The 17,297-nt window shown below is 65.5% G+C and carries 16 protein-coding genes; 6 read left to right on the top strand and 10 right to left on the bottom strand.

Features of this window, described 5'->3' with window-relative positions; all coding sequences use genetic code 11:
• Positions 1-37: 37 nt before the first annotated feature.
• The 4 genes from ACQR1Y_RS16505 to ACQR1Y_RS16490 form a co-directional block, all read right to left on the bottom strand.
• Entirely contained in the window at positions 38-1,264 is a 1,227-nt protein-coding gene (locus ACQR1Y_RS16505) for a threonine ammonia-lyase (RefSeq protein WP_434875931.1), read from the bottom strand.
• Positions 1,265-1,358: 94 nt separating this feature from the next.
• Positions 1,359-2,348, bottom strand: coding sequence for an N-acetyl-gamma-glutamyl-phosphate reductase (gene argC, locus ACQR1Y_RS16500; protein ID WP_434875930.1), 990 nt, complete (start codon positions 2,346-2,348; stop codon positions 1,359-1,361).
• An 11-nt stretch (positions 2,349-2,359) separates the two neighbouring features.
• Entirely contained in the window at positions 2,360-3,010 is a 651-nt protein-coding gene (locus tag ACQR1Y_RS16495) for an FMN-binding negative transcriptional regulator (protein ID WP_434875929.1), read from the bottom strand.
• 234 nt (positions 3,011-3,244) lie between these two features.
• On the bottom strand, positions 3,245-3,775 hold the full coding sequence (locus ACQR1Y_RS16490; protein WP_434860880.1) for a DedA family protein: 531 nt from the start codon (positions 3,773-3,775) through the stop codon (positions 3,245-3,247).
• A 249-nt stretch (positions 3,776-4,024) separates the two neighbouring features.
• On the opposite strand from ACQR1Y_RS16490, the gene parE reads away from it, so the two are divergent.
• From parE to ACQR1Y_RS16470, 4 genes are all read left to right on the top strand, one after another.
• Complete coding sequence (gene parE, locus ACQR1Y_RS16485) at positions 4,025-6,112, top strand: DNA topoisomerase IV subunit B (RefSeq protein WP_434860881.1); 2,088 nt, start codon at positions 4,025-4,027, stop codon at positions 6,110-6,112.
• Between the two features lie 234 nt (positions 6,113-6,346).
• Entirely contained in the window at positions 6,347-7,123 is a 777-nt protein-coding gene (locus ACQR1Y_RS16480) for an outer membrane protein (RefSeq protein ID WP_434860882.1), read from the top strand.
• Positions 7,124-7,311: 188 nt separating this feature from the next.
• Positions 7,312-7,497 carry a hypothetical protein gene (locus ACQR1Y_RS16475; RefSeq protein WP_434860883.1) on the top strand — a complete coding sequence of 62 codons (186 nt, stop codon included), beginning with the start codon at positions 7,312-7,314 and terminating at the stop codon, positions 7,495-7,497.
• Between the two features lie 29 nt (positions 7,498-7,526).
• Positions 7,527-8,294, top strand: a complete 768-nt coding sequence (locus ACQR1Y_RS16470) for an SDR family NAD(P)-dependent oxidoreductase (RefSeq protein WP_434875928.1) — start codon at positions 7,527-7,529, stop codon at positions 8,292-8,294.
• 9 nt (positions 8,295-8,303) lie between these two features.
• Here the strand turns inward: ACQR1Y_RS16470 and ACQR1Y_RS16465 are convergent, their stop codons facing one another.
• Positions 8,304-9,800, bottom strand: a complete 1,497-nt coding sequence (locus tag ACQR1Y_RS16465) for a caspase family protein (RefSeq protein ID WP_434875927.1) — start codon at positions 9,798-9,800, stop codon at positions 8,304-8,306.
• Positions 9,801-10,285: 485 nt separating this feature from the next.
• On the opposite strand from ACQR1Y_RS16465, the gene ACQR1Y_RS16460 reads away from it, so the two are divergent.
• Entirely contained in the window at positions 10,286-11,743 is a 1,458-nt protein-coding gene (locus ACQR1Y_RS16460; protein ID WP_434875926.1) for a DEAD/DEAH box helicase, read from the top strand.
• Between the two features lie 369 nt (positions 11,744-12,112).
• A complete protein-coding gene (locus ACQR1Y_RS16455; protein ID WP_434860887.1) occupies positions 12,113-13,174 on the top strand; it encodes a GGDEF domain-containing protein in 1,062 nt (353 codons plus the stop codon).
• Between the two features lie 11 nt (positions 13,175-13,185).
• On the opposite strand, the gene ACQR1Y_RS16450 is transcribed toward ACQR1Y_RS16455, so the two are convergent.
• The 5 genes from ACQR1Y_RS16450 to sufD form a co-directional block, all read right to left on the bottom strand.
• Positions 13,186-13,776, bottom strand: a complete 591-nt coding sequence (locus ACQR1Y_RS16450) for a TfoX/Sxy family protein (protein WP_434875925.1) — start codon at positions 13,774-13,776, stop codon at positions 13,186-13,188.
• Positions 13,777-13,892: 116 nt separating this feature from the next.
• Positions 13,893-14,282: a HesB/IscA family protein gene (locus ACQR1Y_RS16445; RefSeq protein WP_434876029.1), complete on the bottom strand. Its 390-nt coding sequence runs from the start codon at positions 14,280-14,282 to the stop codon at positions 13,893-13,895.
• Positions 14,283-14,343: 61 nt separating this feature from the next.
• Positions 14,344-14,715 (bottom strand): SUF system Fe-S cluster assembly protein, encoded by a 372-nt coding sequence (locus tag ACQR1Y_RS16440; protein WP_434875924.1) that lies wholly within the window; start codon positions 14,713-14,715, stop codon positions 14,344-14,346.
• Positions 14,712-15,959, bottom strand: coding sequence for a cysteine desulfurase (locus ACQR1Y_RS16435; RefSeq protein WP_434875923.1), 1,248 nt, complete (start codon positions 15,957-15,959; stop codon positions 14,712-14,714). The genes ACQR1Y_RS16440 and ACQR1Y_RS16435 overlap by 4 nt, the downstream gene beginning before the upstream one ends.
• Positions 15,956-17,278, bottom strand: a complete 1,323-nt coding sequence (gene sufD, locus ACQR1Y_RS16430) for a Fe-S cluster assembly protein SufD (protein WP_434875922.1) — start codon at positions 17,276-17,278, stop codon at positions 15,956-15,958. The genes ACQR1Y_RS16435 and sufD overlap by 4 nt, the downstream gene beginning before the upstream one ends.
• Positions 17,279-17,297 lie beyond the last annotated feature (19 nt).

The raw sequence follows: 17,297 nt of genomic DNA, 5'->3' as shown, positions 1-17,297 counted from the left end.
ATTCCAAAATCGACGTCAGTTGGAGCGCGAGGCTCTGTCAGGTGCAGCGCGCCTTGAAGTCGGCGGCGACCAGCTTCGCCATCACCTCATTGAGGTGCGCTTGATCGCGGGTCTCGATCACCAGCTCCAGCAAGGTCGCCTTCGCCGGCAGAGCGGAGAAGGTGCGCTGATGCGACACCTCGATGATGTTGGCACCGGCATCGGCCAGCAGAGCGGACACGGCCGCGAGCTGTCCCGGGCGATCGACGATGTCGATCGACAGCTGCGTCAACCGGCCCTCGCGGGCCAGTTCGCGCGTGAGAACGGAGGCGATCAGGCGGGTATCGATGTTGCCGCCGCACAGCACGAGGCCGACATTGCGGCCGGCAAACGGCGCGGGATGCGCGAGCACGGCCGCGAGCCCCACGGCGCCGGCGCCCTCGACGACCGTCTTCTCGATCGAGATCAGCGTGGCGAGCGCGCGCTCGATCTGCGGCTCGGTCACGAGCAGGATGTCGTCGACGAGATGGCCGATGATCTCGGTCGTGATGCGGCCCGGTGATTTCACCGCGATGCCCTCCGCCAGCGTGTCGCCGCGCATCGGCAGGCTGCTGTGATTGATCGCGTTGTACATCGACGGATACAGCTCGGCCTGAACGCCGATGATGCGCATGTCCGGCTTGAGCGCCCTTGCAGCGACCGCCATGCCGGAGATCAGCCCGCCGCCGCCGATCGGCACCACCAGCGTGTCGAGTTCGGGCACCACCGCCAGCATTTCCAGCGCAACCGTGCCCTGCCCCGCGATGATCAGCGGATCGTCGTAGGGATGGATCATGGTCATGCCGCGCGCAGCGCCATGCTCCCTTGCGAATGCGCCGGACTCTTCCAAAGTCGCTCCGGAGATCACGACCTCGGCGCCATGCCGCTTGGTATTCTCGATCTTCACCATCGGCGTACCCACGGGCATCACGATGGTCGCGGGAATGCCGAGGCGCCGCGCATTGTACGCGACGCCCTGCGCGTGGTTGCCGGCGGACATCGCGATCACGCCGCGCTCTCTCTGCTCAGCCGACAGCGCATTCAGCCGGTTCAGCGCGCCGCGCTCCTTGAACGACGACGTGAACTGCAGGTTCTCGAATTTGAGCCAGATGTTGCAGCCGCAGATCTCGCCGAGCGTCCGGCTCTGGTTGCAGGCGGTCTCGAGCACGACGCCGCCGATCGTATCTGCGGCGGCGCGGACATCGTTCATGGTGACGGGCAGCGCAGTCAGATCGATAGCGGTCATGGGGGTCGCCCAGCTTTGGTTTGCGGCGAGGCAGGCGGAGCGCCGGCCTCGCATGATGTTCTAATCGTTCCGGCCGGATGACCCCGGATCGACCTCAGCCGAGATCGGGCAGCCCGAGCATCAGCCGCATGTTCTGCACGGCTGCGCCCGAGGCGCCCTTGCCGAGATTGTCGAGCCGCGCCACCAGCACCGCCTGATGGTGCTTGTCGCTGGCGAACACGTGCAGCTCGAGCTGGTTGGTGTCGTTGAGCGCCTCCGGCTCGAGCCGGCCACTCTTGGCCGCCGCGCCGTCGAGCGGCATCACCGAGACATATTTGCTGCCGGCATAGTGCTTCGCCAGCGCGGCCTGCAGGTCGGCTCCCGAGGGCTTGCCCGGCAGCGCGTCGAGCTGCAGCGGCACGGAGACCAGCATGCCCTGCCGGTAGTTGCCGACCGAAGGAATGAAGATCGGCCGCCGCGTCAGCTTCGAATAGAGCTGCAACTCGGGCAGATGCTTGTGCTCGAGGCTGAGGCCGTACAGCTCGAAATTCGGCGCGGTGCCGTTCTCATAAGCCGCGATCATGGCCTTGCCGCCCCCCGAATAGCCGCTCACCGCGTTCACGGTCACCGGATAATCCTGCGGCAGCAGTCCGGCATCGACCAGCGGCCGCAGCAGCGCGATGCCGCCGGTCGGATAGCAGCCGGGATTGGAGACCTTGCGGGCATTGCGGATCTTGTCGGCCTGGTCGACCACAAGCTCCGGGAAGCCATAGGCCCAGTCCGGTGCGACCCGATACGCGGTCGAGGCGTCCAGCACCTTCGGTGCCGCGCTGCCCATGCCGTCGATCAGCGCGACCGTCTCCTTCGCGGCATCGTCGGGCAGACAAAGGATGACGAGGTCGACCTCGGCCATCAGCGTCCGCTTGGCTTCCGGATCCTTGCGCTTATCCTCGGCGATCGTCTTCACGACGATGTCGCTCTGATGCGCGAGCCGCTCGGCGATCCCGAGGCCGGTCGTGCCCGAGCCGCCGTCGACGAACACCGAACGCATCGCGGCGCCCGCTCCGGTCTGAGCTTTCGCCGGGTTGCTATCGATCACGGTCATGACACGCTCCTTCAGGTCTGGGTTTCACCGGCAAAGGCCTGAGGCCGCGCCTGCCGCATGAGAGAGGAAATCTGTTGCGAGCCGATGTCGGGCCGCTCGCCGAGCCGGGTCGCCACCGCGGCGTAGTCGGCCTCGGACTTGTGCTGGTTGAGCTTGAAGCTGCCCTCGACCTCGTCGATCGTCATCACGATCCCGACGATCGCCTTGCGCATCGCCTCCAGTCGGCCGGCCGTCATCTTGTCCGAGGTCCATGGCGTCTTCGGCAACAGCCGCTGCTCGAACTTGGCACTGAGCGCGTCAGCCTGTGCGGCCAGCTCGGCCTCTGACAGCACCTGCGCCGCGCCGGTCAGATGCACCGTCTGATAGAGCCAGGTGGGCACCTGGTCCGGCGAGACGTACCAGTCGGCCGACACATAGGCGTCGGAGCCGTTAACGGCGACCAGCCACGGGGTCTTGCCGTCGGCGAGCTTCACCAGCGGATTGTTGCGGGCAACATGAAAGAACGCCTGTGGCGTACCGTCGTTCAGCGCCCCCAGATGAAATGGCAGCGGGGATGCGACCGGCTTGGCACCGTCCCACGCGCAGACCGTGCCGAAGCCGCGCGCGTCGGCGAAGCCGAGGCTCGCGGCGCGGTCAGGCTTGAAAGGCGGTGGCGTGTACATCGGAAACTCCTGCTGGACGAAGGAGCCGCCTGATCAATCTCGCTGCAAGGGAAAGGTCTGCCGCGGGACCGGATCCGGCGGCAAGGGTGATGATCTAGACGCAGACCATCGCCCGTACCGCGGGGGTACGACGGCGCATGTCGGCGATGAAAATGGTCGCTGCGTTGATCATGGGCGCAGGGCTATAAGACCGCGCGGTTCCTGCGTCAAGGTCGCAACGCGCCGTGCCGCGGATCAGACCGTGCGCCACAGCCATTCCATGATGCGCCCGATGATGTCGCCGAACAGCAGCAGCACCGCCGACCAGACCAGCGCCGACACGAAATTGGCGATCTGGAACATCATGTAGGGCATCTCGAAGATGCCGGCCGCCAGCGGCACCGAGGCGCGGAGCGGACCGAAGAATCGGCCGATGAAGATGCTCGGCACGCCCCAGTCGCGGACAAAGGCCTCGCCGCGCGGCAGCAGCTCCGGATAGAGCGACAGCGGCCACATCTGGGCGACGCGGTCCTTGTAGCGATAGCCGAACCAGTAGGACACCCAGTCGCCGAGCGCAGCTCCAATACCGCCCGCCAGCCACACCGGCCAGAAGCTGATGCCGGTGGCGCCGATCAGGGCACCGATCGCGACCAGGGCGCCCCACGCCGGGATCAGCAGCGAGATGAAGGCCAGGGACTCGCCGAAGGCCAGCAGCAGGACGACCGGGGCAGCCCAGGCCTGATGGTCGCGCACGAAATCGGCAACCGCGCGGCCAAAATCTTCCATCTGCTCGACGCCTTTCTGCTTTGGGGCGCTTAAGTGCTTGAAGGCCTTCGCGGTTCCCTGGCGCAGACTGGTACGCCACGGAGCCGGCCGACTTCAAGTCACAACAACCGGCTGTCGCGCGTGAACGCGGCCGAATGGCCTGTCCGCAGCAGGGTCCCTCGTTTCCGGGATCATTGTCTTATGCCGGTCCATGGCATAGTCAGGCGCAACGATTCGTTCCATCTCGCGCAAGCGCAACATCAAGATTCCATGGGTAAGCCGTTGAAATCAGCTGCAAAAGCCAAGGCCAAGGGCGTCGCCGACCCGCTGGCGGCGTTCGCCGCCAAGGGCAAGGCCCAGACCAAGCCCGAAGCCAAATCTCCAGCCAAGCCAGCCGCGCGTGCGGCAGGTTCCGAGGGTGAATATACCGCTCGCGACATCGAGGTGCTGGAAGGCCTGGAGCCGGTGCGCCGCCGCCCCGGCATGTACATTGGCGGCACCGATGAGAAGGCGCTGCATCACCTGTTCGCCGAGGTCATCGACAACTCGATGGACGAGGCGCTGGCCGGCCACGCCACCTTCATCGAAGTCGAGCTCGACGCCGAGGGCTTCCTGACCGTCACCGACAACGGCCGCGGCATTCCGATCGACCCGCACCCCAAATTTCCGAAGAAGTCGGCGCTCGAAATCATCATGTGCACCCTGCACGCGGGCGGCAAGTTCGATTCCAAGGTCTATGAGACCTCGGGCGGTCTGCACGGCGTCGGCATCTCCGTGGTGAACGCGCTGTCGACCCGGCTCGAGGTCGAGGTCGCGCGCAACCAGAAGCTCTATCGCATGATCTTCGAGCGCGGCCATCCCAAGGGCAAACTCGAGGAGGTCGGCAAGGCGCCGAACCGCCGCGGCACGCGGGTGCGATTCCAGCCCGACCCGACCATCTTCGGCGCCAAGGCGACGTTCAAGCCGCAGCGCCTGTTCAAGATGGCGCGCTCCAAGGCCTATCTGTTCGGCGGCGTCGAGATCCGCTGGAAGTGCGATCCGTCGCTGCTCAAGGGCATCGAGGACGTCCAGCCTGAGGCGACGTTCCACTTCCCGGGCGGCCTCAAGGACTATCTGGCCGCCGCGATCCACGCCGACACGCTGGTCCACCCCGACATCTTCGCCGGCAAGTCGGGCCGCACCGGCGGCCATGGCGGCTGCGAATGGGCGGTGGCCTGGACCGCCGATGCCGACGGCTTCCTGTCGTCCTATTGCAACACGATTCCGACGCCCGATGGCGGCACGCATGAGTCGGGCATCCGCAGCGCCCTCCTTCGCGGCCTCAAGGACCACGCCGAACGCGTCGGCCAGGGCAAGCGTTCGGCCAACATCACCTCCGAGGACATCATGGCGGGCGCCGCCATCATGCTCTCGGTGTTCGTGCGCGAGCCGGAATTCCAGGGCCAGACCAAGGACCGTCTCGCCACCGCCGAAGCGCAGCGGATCGTCGAGCAGGCGGTCAAGGACCCGTTCGATCACTGGCTGTCCGGAAATCCGGTGCAGGCGAACCGGCTGCTCGACTTCGTCGTCGAGCGCGCCGAGGAGCGCATCCGCCGCCGCCAGGAAAAGGAGACGGCGCGCAAGACCGCGACCAAGAAGCTGCGCCTGCCCGGCAAGCTCGCCGACTGCACCGACGCCGGCACCGAAGGCTCCGAGCTGTTCATCGTCGAGGGCGATTCGGCCGGCGGCAGCGCCAAGCAGGCGCGCGACCGCAAGAAGCAGGCCGTGCTGCCGCTGCGCGGCAAGATTCTCAACGTCGCCTCGGCCGGCAAGGACAAGCTGACCGCCAACGCCCAGCTCGCCGACCTCGTGATGGCGATCGGCGCCGGCACCAACGCCGCGTATCGCGAAGAGGATCTGCGCTACCAGCGGATCATCATCATGACCGACGCCGATGTCGACGGCGCCCACATCGCCTCGCTGTTGATCACCTTCTTTTACCGGCAGATGCCGCGGCTGATCGACGAGGGCCATCTGTACCTCGCCGTGCCGCCGCTCTACCGGCTGACGCATGGCAGCAAGACGTTCTACGCCCGCGACGACGCCCATCGGGACGAGTTGCTGAAGCGGGAGTTCAACGCCAACGCCAAGGTCGAGATCGGCCGCTTCAAAGGCCTCGGCGAGATGATGCCCGCGCAGCTCAAGGAAACCACCATGGATCCGGCCAAGCGGACCCTGCTGCGGGTGACGCTGGTCGCCGACGACCGCGACGGCACCGCCGACTCGGTCGAGCGCCTCATGGGGACCAAAGCGGAGGCCCGCTTCGCCTTCATTTCTGAAAAGGCGGAATTTGCCAGCGACGAGCTGCTCGACGTCTAGTTTTTGGCCGGTTTCTCGCGACGATTGCAGGTTCCACGCGCTCGCGTGGGCCTGCTTTTCTCTTTCCTAACCAATATGTTAACGCGCCGAACGGCGGTCCGGACCGTACTTTCCCCTGCGGGTGTGCTCAAGCGGCAACAGCTTTTAGGCACCAATCGGCTATAGTCCGGACACATGAGGCGAGGGAATCGCCGCCGCCCGGCACTTACGTCACGACGACTTGGGGATTTTGATATGAAAAAGCTTTTGCTCGCTGCCGCTTCGATCGTGGTGATGACTGGCGCAGCATCGGCTGCTGACCTCGCCGCCCGCCCGTATGCCAAGGCGCCGATGATGGCTCCGGTTGCCCCGAGCTGGACCGGCTTCTACATCTTCGGTGGTGCTGGCGGCGGTCTCTGGGATGCCGACTCGCACACCAACTTCAACGGCGTGCCGGTGACGATCGATCAGCGCGTCGGTGGCGACGGCTTCCTCGGCACCGTGGGTGCTGGCTACGACTGGCAGGTCAACCCGACCTGGGTGTTCGGCGTGTTCGCCGACGGTCAGTTCGGCAGCCTCCGCGGCACCCTGCAGGATCAGTTCGCTGCCCTCACCGGCCGCATCAAGATGGAAACCGCCTGGGCCGCTGGCGCTCGCGTCGGTTACCTGGTTGCGCCGAACGTTCTCTCCTACGTCAACGCCGGTTACTCCGGTTCGCACTGGTCGGGCACCAACCTGACCACGCTGACCGGCGCTGCTTCCGGTTTCCGCACCGACGGTTTCGATCGCGCTGGCTGGTTCGTCGGCGGCGGTGTCGAGAACAACCTGAACATCTTCGGCATCTCGGCGCCGGGCTGGTTCATGAAGACCGAATACCGCGCGGCCTATTACGACCGCAAGGACGTCCTGGTCCGCACCAACGCCGGCCTGGCGACGACCGACAGCGTCTCGTTCAAGCCGTGGGTGCAGACCATCACGACCTCGCTGGTCTACCGCTTCAACTGGACCGGCCCGGTGGTCGCAAAGTACTGAGCCATCGGCGCTCGGCACTGTCCGAATTCTTTGCGAAGAGCCCCGGGTCAACCCCGGGGCTTTTTGTTTTGGGCGCCAACATGCGGCGCTGGTCAGTGTGACGATGCGCCGCTAGGCTGACCTCCACAAAAAAGACGGCAGCAGCGTCTCCGATGCTGTGCAGCCAGTCGACACGGGAGGATGTGGCCATGCGAAGATTCTTGATGATCGGCGGCCTGCTCCTGCTCGCGATCGGCCTGTTCTGGGTCGGTCAGGGCACCGGCGTGGTGGCCTGGCCGCGGACGAGCTTCATGATCAACCAGCTGCAATGGGCCGGCTATGGCGTCGGCATGGGCGCGCTGGGCCTGGTCATGATCTGGCAGGGCACCTGCTGATTCATTGAAATCAATATTGGAGAGAACGCATGGCAGGCCGTTTCGACCTGAGTGGAAAAGTTGCGATCGTCACCGGCGGCAATGGCGGCATCGGTCTGGGCATGGCCCGCGGACTGGCCGATGCCGGCGCCGATATCGCCGTGGTCGGACGCAACGAGGAGAAGTCGCAGGCGGCTGTTACCGATCTCGCCGCCCGCGGTGTCCGCGCCATCGCCGTCAAGACCGACGTCAGCAACAAGGACGATGTCGCCGCGATGGTCGCGCGTGTCACCGCCGAGCTCGGGCGAATCGACATCCTGATCAACAACGCCGGCATGAGCATCCGCAAGCCGCCGCATCTGCTCGAGCTCGAGGAATGGCAGGAGGTGATCGATACCAACCTGACCAGCGCCTTCCTGTGCTCCAAGGCCGCCTACCCCGCCCTCAAGGCCAATGGCGGCGGCAAGATCATCAATATCGGCTCGATGCTGTCGATCTTCGGCGCGAGCTTCGCGCCGGCCTATGCCGCCAGCAAGGGCGGCATCGTGCAGTACACGCGCGCCTGTGCCTGCGCCTGGGCGCCCGACAACATCCAGGTCAATGCGATTCTCCCAGGCTGGATCGACACCGATCTGACGCGCGCCGCCCGCAAGCAGATCGACGGCCTGCACGACCGCGTGCTGGGACGCACGCCGGCCGGGCGCTGGGGCGACATCGACGACTTCGCCGGCATCGCAACGTTCCTGAGCTCGCCGGCCGCGGACTTCGTCACGGGCACCGCGATTCCGGTCGACGGCGGCTACTCGATCATGGCCTGACGTTGCGCCTCAGCGCCGGAAGCTCTTGATCTCCGACACGCTGCCGTCGCGATAGGTCAGCTCGACCGAGACGAACTTCGTCGCCGGCGGCAGCTTGAGATAGGGCGTCGCGTTGGAGGGAATCGCGCTGGGGTCGCGCATGTCGCAGCCGGGCATGTTCAGCACCTTGTCCGGCACGGCCGAGTCGATGCCGATGCGCACCTCGCGGATCGCGCAGCGATACGACATCAGGTGCGTGTAGTAGACGAGCAGCCCGTTGAACTCGCGGAACGACAGCCAGCTCGTCGCGGTCATGTCGAGGATCTTGCGCTGGTCGCGCACCAGCGCGGTCTCCGGCTCGAACCGGATCGGAAATGGCCCCTGCATTTCGCCGGAGGCATCGACATAGCGGACCTGGATGGTGCCTGCGGGCTCGTCCGCCGGCAGCTGGATCGACGGATTGGGCATGCGCTTGCGCGTGCGCGGATCCAGCACGTCCATGAAGCCGGTCTCGCGGAAGTCTCCGCTTTCACCCATGCGCCAGGAAATGCCGAGCGTCGGGTCGGCGATCGAGAACGTGACGGTCCAGCCGCCATTGTGGCGCGAGAACATCGCGATCGGCGCGTTCAGGATCTCGTTGGCCGGCGGGATCTTCGGCGCGGAGACCGGCGGCAGCGCCGCGAGCTTCTGCTGCGGCTCGGCCGGCTTGTCGGCGACCGGCCCCTTGGCCATCCCGTTGAGGAAGACATCGTCGACCATCTGGTCGAAATAGACCGGGATCTGCTTGTGGCGCACGGTCTCGGCGAGTTCGCTGACGGCGCGCCGGGTGCGCTGAGCGACCTGGACGAGGTTGACTCCGGGCTGCGTCAGCTCCTTGGCGAAGGTGCGCGTGAACACCGAATTCGGATTGGCGTCATCATTCGAAAGCCGGTCGAGCGCGGTCTGCCGCGGACCGGCCGAGAACACCGAGAACACGCCCTCGGGCAGCTGCGTCATCGGCGCCAAGCCGCCGCCACCTGCGACGGCGCGCGTGCCCGAACGCTCGAACGGATTGTTGCGGCAGGCGTCGAAGACCAGGATGGAGGTGCGCGCCTTCTTGTTCTGCAGCCGCTCGATGATGCGGTCGGCAAGGATCGAGGCGTCGCGCACCAGCTCCTCCTGCCCTTCAGTCGCGGCCGGCACGTCCGTCGGCAGCAGGAAGTTCTGGCCGGCGATCTCGAAGCCATGGCCGGCGTAGAAGAAGAACGCGGTATCGCCTGGCTCGACCGCGTTGTCGAACGCGAGCAGCGTCTGGCTGAACTGCTGCCGATTCAGGTTTTCCGCAACCATGACGTTGAAGCCGAGCTGCTTCAGCGTATCGCCCATGGTGCGCGCGTCGTTGACGGCCTTCTGCAGCTTCGGGACGTAACGATAGTCGTTGTTGCCGACGACGAGCGCCACGCGCTTCTCGGCATGGGCGGCCGGAGCCACGACCATGGCCAGCAGGGCCACCAGGAGCGCCTGCACCGTCCGCATCGATCTCATCATTCGTCCCTGCCCTCGTCGCATGAGGCTGCGCCTCCGATAGTCGGCCGCCCCTCACCGCCGGTTCACGCAGCCAGGCTGGCGCGCCCTGCCCCGGCGGCTTGGCGCCGAACACACGCCGCAATTCCGTCGACAATTCGACGGCGCCTCGCCTTGCCATTCCGGCGCGCCGACTTCGGTGACCCCGAAGTACGACGGCAAGACGACGAGTTGCCCGGAAAAAATGCAAAAACATTAAGCTTTTTCGGCACTTCGCGACCCTCTTCCATTGACTTTGCGCGATTCGCCCCTATCTTCCGCAGCAGCGCGGCCGGGAAATCCGATTCCTGAGAAATTCGCCGCCGGTCAGCGTAAGTCAGAAAACCCCCAGCTTCCTTAGAGCATGCCGTTTCGGGGTTGAACGCGACCACAGCCTTTTACCCCTCGATTCCTAACGGCGGCGTCGAATAGAGGCCCCGTCGCCTGTTGGCGCGTGACATAGAGGCTCGATGTCTTTTTCCAATCTCGGCTTGTCCGACAAGGTGTTGGCTGCAGTAGCGGCAACCGGATACACCACGCCCACTCCCATTCAGGAACAGGCGATTCCGCATGTGCTGGCGCGCCGCGACGTGCTCGGCATCGCCCAGACCGGCACCGGCAAGACCGCCGCCTTCGTCCTGCCGATGCTCACCATCCTGGAAAAGGGCCGCGCCCGAGCGCGGATGCCGCGCACGCTGATCCTGGAACCGACCCGCGAGCTCGCCGCCCAGGTCAAAGAGAATTTCGACCGTTACGGCGTGGGACAGAAGCTCAACGTCGCCCTGCTGATCGGCGGCGTCTCCTTTGGTGATCAGGACGCCAAGCTGACCCGCGGCGTCGACGTCCTGATCGCCACGCCGGGCCGCCTGCTCGACCACACCGAGCGCGGCGGGCTGCTGCTGACCGGTGTCGAGCTCCTGGTCATCGACGAAGCCGACCGCATGCTCGACATGGGCTTCATTCCGGACATCGAGCGCATCTGCAAGCTCGTGCCCTTCACCCGGCAGACCCTGTTCTTCACCGCGACCATGCCGCCGGAAATCCGGCGCATCACCGACGCCTTCCTGCATAATCCGCAGAAGGTCGAAGTCTCCAAGCCGGCTACGACCGCGGTCACCGTCACCCAGTTGCAGGTGCCGTCGGGACGCGAGGCGCATCAGAAGCGCGACGTGCTGCGCCGCCTGCTGCGCGAGGCCAAGGATCTCAAGAACGCAATCATCTTCTGCAACCGCAAGCGCGACGTCGCGATCGTGCACAAATCGCTGCAGAAGCACGGCTTCAGCGTCGGCGCTCTGCACGGCGACATGGACCAGTCAGCGCGCATGGCCGCGCTCGATCAGTTCCGCAAGGGCGAGCTGCCGCTGCTCGTGGCCTCCGACGTGGCTGCCCGCGGCCTCGACATTCCCGAAGTCAGCCACGTCTTCAATTTCGACGTGCCGCATCATTCCGACGACTACGTCCATCGCATTGGCCGCACCGGCCGCGCCGGCCGCACCGGAACCGCGATCTCGATCGTGTCTCCCGCCGATCAGAAATCGGTCGTCGCCATCGAGAAGCTGATCGGTCAGCCCATCCCGCAGATCGAAGGCAACTACGAGGTCGAGGACTCCTCGCACGACGACGAGCAGCGTGAACGTCGTCCGCGCGATCGCGACAGTTCACGTCGCAGCCGCGGCAAGGCTCCCCGTGAGCGGGAACCTCGCGAGCCCCGTGAGCGGGAGCGCGAGCCACGTGAGCGAGAACCGCGTCCGGCCGCTGCCGCTCCGCGCGCACCGCAGGCCGCCACGCCGCGCCCCGCACCCGCGCCCCGCAGCGATCAGCCGCGCAATGAGCATCGCCGTTCGCGGCGCGATCAGGACAATGAGCCTGCGGATCATTCACATCTTCCGGCGTTTCTGCTGCGCCCGGTGCGCGCGCCGCTGCCTTGATAAGACTCGATGTTCCGAGCGGCTCGAGATGAAGCGCGCTCGGAACTCTCACGCTTCATCTGAGTTCCGCCTTCTCAGATGAGTTCCGGTGAACTAACCAACCTAGGTTAGTCGTCGTCAGGCCGTTCCAGATCCGCTCAAATCGAACGATGCCGGCACAGCGACCTGGGGAGTGCCACAGCACCGCGTCGCTTCACCACATATGTAGCTCATCAAGCATATGAGCTGTGGAATACCGCCGACCGGCGCGCAGCCGCTCCGCAACTCTACGGCCGTATTTACCCCTGGTTCACGAACGTCCTTTAGCTTGGCCGGCATTGTTTATTTCATTGCTGTGACGGCGACGCGGGCGATTGGGGAGAACCTGTTGTGGTCAACGCGCTTGACGAACACGAACGCACGATGGGCTTCGCCGAGGTCGCGCTCAGCCAGATCAAAACGCTTCGCCACTCGGCCACTCCGCGCAACTACGAGATCTGGTACGTCTACGCGACCGGCTACAATGCGCCGCTGAACGACGTCATCAACGAGACGCTGTCGCGCAACGGCAAGCTGACGCAATCCGACCTCGATCAGCTCTACGAATCCTACCTCGCGCATCTCAAGACATCGGATCGCATCGACAAGGTCGGCGCACGGGTCGTCGGCGAGATCGACGACCTCATGGGCATGATCACCGATGCCCTGGGCCGGACCGCGAGCTATGACGCGAGTCTCGCCGGTGCCGATCGCATGCTGGCGTCGGCGACCAATCGCGAGCAACTGGTCGACATCATCGAAGCGCTGGCGCACTCCACCAAGGAGATGCGCGAGACCAACCGGATTCTGGAGGAGCGGCTGTCGCTGTCCAAGGACGAGATCAGCGGCCTGCAGCACAGCCTCGAAGTGATCCGCGCCGAAAGCCTGACCGATCCGCTGACCGGGCTCGGCAACCGGAAGTATTTCGACCGGATGATCGAAACGACCGTGCAGACGGGGCTCGTGACCAGGCAGCCGCTGTCGCTCCTGATGTTCGACATCGATCATTTCAAGTCGTTCAACGACTCCTACGGGCACCTCACCGGAGACCAGGTGCTGCGCCTGGTCGGGATGACCTTGAAGCACGCGATCAAGGGCCAGGACATCGCCGCGCGCTATGGCGGCGAGGAGTTCGCCGTCGTGCTCCCGAACACGTCGCTGCAGCACGCGCTGACGGTGGCGGACCAGATTCGCCGCGCCGTGACCGCGAAGGAGCTGAAGAAGAAGTCGACCGGAGAGATCCTTGGACGCGTCACCATCTCGGTCGGCGTGTCGGTTCTGCGCGCCAGCGACGATACCGACGCCCTGATCGAACGCGCCGACGCCTGCCTCTACGCGGCCAAGCGGAACGGCCGCAACAGGGTGGTGTGCGAGAACGATCCGGAGTGCGCCGCCGCCACGCAGGTCGCCTGACAGCGCGGAAATCAGCGCGTCCGCGAGGACGCTGAGCGCGTTGTCCGACCTGATGCGGCCTTGCGCCCTGTTGCAGACGTCTTGGTCGGACTTTTGGCGGCTTTGCGAGTCTTGGCTGCCTTGGCCTTGCTCACGGCCCTCTTGGTGCCGCTCGACTTTGCCTTGCCTGATTTTGCCTTGCTCGACTCGGCCTTGCTCGACTTGGCCCTGTTCGACTGTAGCCCCGCCTCCTTCACGGCCTGTGCGCTGCGCGGCACGGCGCGCTTCTTCCTCGTCTGCTTGGCAAGGGCGGCTCGCTGAGCGGCTGCGAATGCCTCTTTCGCCCAGAGTGCAAATTCGTCGGTGTCGTCGTACAGATGCGCCGGCACCTGCCAATACGAGCGCACGGTCATGCTGCGGGCACGGGTTTCGTAGGAAAACGGCTTCGATCCCGCAGCCTCGAACTTGTCGAAGCTCGTCTCGTCGGCCCGCAAGTAGAGCCCGCTGCGCAGGGCCAGCGCGAAGTTGATGCCGTCGGCGGAGATGCCGAAGCCGGAGAACATGCGCCGGATCGTGACCGGACCGAATCCGGCGAACAGATCCGCCAGAAATTCTCGGTCCATCGCGATGCCTCCCGCCCAACCTCGCTTGTGGTGGAAGTTGTCGGTCGGGACGGCGGCGCGTGTCAATGTCCGGAACACAACAATGTCCCGGATGCGTCCTGGCGGAAAGGAGACGATCAGACCTCGGCGGGCTTCAGCTGCACCGACTCGCCGCAGCCGCAGGCGCTGATCTGGTTCGGGTTGTTGAACACGAACTGGGCCTGCATCTTGTCGGTCTGGTAGTCCATCTCGGTGCCGAGCAGGAACAGCACGGCCTTGGGGTCGACCAGGATCTTCACGCCCTTGTCCTCGACGACCTCGTCCGTCGGACGGATGTCGTGGGCATATTCGACCGTGTAGGACTGGCCGGCACAGCCGCCGTTCTTGACACCGACTCGCAGGCCGATGATCTCCGACTCCGCGCGCTCGGTGAGTTCGCGGATGCGCGCGGCGGCCGCTTCGGTCAGCCGCATCACCTGCGGACGGGGCCGCGGCTTCGGCTTAATGGCAACTGGCGTGTTGGTCATATCGGTCATCTGGTCAATCCCGGCGGTCGATCAATGCCGCCCGTCATTCAAACTTCGTGCCTCACCACATATTGAGGACGAGGCGTGCCTCATCGCTCATCCGGTCCGGGGTCCATTGCGGCTCCCAGACGATGTTGACGTTCACCACGCCGACCCCTGGGACGCTTGCGATGGCGTTTTCGACCATCGTCGGCAGTTCGCCGGCGGCCGGGCAGTTCGGCGTCGTCAGCGTCATCACCACGTCGACGCTGCGGTCATCCTTGATGTCGACCTTATAGATCAGGCCGAGCTCGTAGATATCGGCCGGGATCTCCGGATCGAACACCGTCTTCAACGCCGCGATGATCTCGGTGGACAACCGTTCGGTTTCCTCCGGCGGCAGCGCCGACTGCGTTTCGACAGTTTGAGTTTTGACTTCGGCCGTGTCGGTCATGCAAACAAATCCCGCGCCTTGATCAATGCCTGTACCAGCTGATCGATCTCTTCCCTCGTATTGTACATGCCAAACGAGGCCCGGCAGGTCGCCGTGACGTTGAATCTCTCCAAAAGCGGCATCACGCAATGCGTGCCCGCGCGCACCGCGACGCCCTGCCGGTCGATCACGGTCGCGACATCATGCGCATGCGCGCCCTTCATCTCGAACGAGATCACCGGGCCCTTGCCCTTGGCGGTGCCGATCAGCCGGATCGAGTTGATCTCGCGCAGCCGCTCTTGCGCATAGGTCACGAGGTCGTGCTCATGCGCGGCAATGCGCTCCTTGCCGACCGAGTTGACGTAGTCGATCGCAGCGCCGAGGCCGACCGCCTCGACGATCATCGGCGTGCCCGCCTCGAACCGGTGCGGCGGATCACCATAGGTGACGAGATCGCGGGAGACCTCGCGGATCATCTCGCCGCCGCCGTTGAAGGGGCGCATCGCGGCAAGCATGTCGTACTTGCCGTAGAGCACGCCGATGCCGGTCGGCCCGTACAGCTTGTGGCCAGTGAAGACGTAGAAGTCGCAGTCGATGTCCTGGACGTCGATGGCGAGATGCACCGCCGCCTGGCTGCCGTCGATCAGCACCGGGATGCCGCGCGCATGCGCCAGCCGCACGACCTCCTTCACCGGGACGAGCGTACCCAGCATGTTCGACATCTGCGTGATCGCGACGATCTTCGTCTTCGGCGTCAGCAGCTTCTCGAACTCGTCGATCAGGAAGTTGCCGTCGTCGTCGACCGGGGCCCACTTGATCACGGCGCCCTGGCGCTCGCGCAAGAAGTGCCACGGCACGATGTTGGAATGGTGCTCCATGATCGAGAGCACGATCTCGTCGCCCTCGCCGATGTTCGCGCCGCCCCAGGACGCCGCAACGAGGTTGATCGCCTCGGTCGCGTTGCGGGTGAAGATGATCTCCTCGCTGCGCCTTGCATTGAGGAAGCGTGTCACCCGCTCGCGGCCGCCCTCATAGGCTTCCGTCGCGGCGTTGGCGAGATAATGCAGGCCGCGATGCACGTTGGCGTATTCGCTGGTGTAGGCCTGCGTCATGCGGTCGAGTACCGCGCGCGGCTTCTGTGCCGAGGCGGCGTTGTCGAGATAGACGAGTGGCTTGCCGTAGACCTGCAGCGCCAGCGCCGGGAAATCCTCACGGATGCGGGCGACGTCGTAGGACCCGTTGGAAACGGCGGGATGCGTGCTCATGCGCGGGCCTCCAGCCAGTCCTGCGCAGTCGCAATCACGCGCTCGCGCAGGCCATCGTCCTCGATCGCCTCGATCGCCTCGCCGACGAAGGCCTGGATGAGCAACGCCTGCGCCTGCTTCTCGGGCAGGCCGCGGGCGCGCAGGTAGAACAGCAGGCTGTCGTCGAGCGCGCCGGCGGTCGCGCCATGACCGCAGGAGACGTCGTCGGCGAAAATCTCGAGCTCTGGCTTCGCGTCGGCCTCGGCCTCGTCGGACAGCAGCAGCGCCCGCGTCATCATCTTGCCGTCGGTCTGCTGCGCGTCGGGACGGACGATGATGCGGCCCTGAAACACCGAATGGGCGCGATCGTCGAGCACCGCGCGGAAGTTCTCTCGGCTGGTGCAGCCCGGCACGGCGTGGTCGACCACCAGCGTCATGTCGCCGTGCTGCTTGTCGCGCAGCAGGTTGACGCCGTTGACGATCAACTCACTGGACTCGCCCGCGAGGGTGAAGAACGCCTGCAGCCGGCTGACCGCGCCACCGCTGGTCATGTTGAACAGGCTGAGCTTGGACCTGGCGCCAACCGTGAACAGCTCCGACGAGACGTTCACCGCGTCGGCGGCATCGCGCATCAGACGGATATGCGACAGCTGAGCGCCGTCGCCGACCCAGATGACAGCGGCATCGTTGGCCTGATAGGCGGCAACGCCATCAGCGGCGATCGACGTCTCGACCAGTGTCGCGCGCGCGCCCTGCCCGACCTTCACATGCGAGCGGCTGTAGCGTGCGGCCTTCGACGCGGTGGCGACGTGGATCAGGTGCAACGGCGCGGACAGCTGCGTCCCATCGGCCACCGTCACCACGACGCCGTCGGTCGCGAGCGCCGCGTTCAGCGACAGCATGGGGTCGCTGGCCTTGGTGAGCAGCAGGTCGCCGCGGGCCTCGTTCGAGGCGTCGTCCAGCACCGCGCTCAGCGTCCGCACGCTGAGGCCCGCCGGCAGCGCGGAGAGATCCGACAGTTCGGCGGCAACGACGCCGTCGACCAGCACCAGCTTCGCCGCCCCTTCGATCGCAACAGAGGCGATCGCAGCCGTCACCCGCGCCAACGCCGCCGCATCCGGCGCGCCGGCCAAGGGCAGCACCTCGCGCACAAGCGCGCGCAAGTCCGTGTACTTCCATTCCTCGATGCGCCGGTGCGGCAGGCCTGTGCGCTCGAAGGCGGCAAAAGCCTCGCGCCTGACATCCGCTACCTTGCCGGCGCCGGGCAGCCGGCCCTGCGCGGCAGCGAATACGCTGCTCGCCGCCGGACCGCTGTCGTTCTTGACCAGAGCTACGTTCATCACAGATCCATTCACGGGC

This window comes from Bradyrhizobium sp. HKCCYLRH3099, assembly GCF_051167855.1.
Lineage (GTDB): Bacteria > Pseudomonadota > Alphaproteobacteria > Rhizobiales > Xanthobacteraceae > Bradyrhizobium.
Note: the sequence above shows the minus strand (reverse complement) of the source record. Positions and strands in the feature narration are given on the sequence as shown.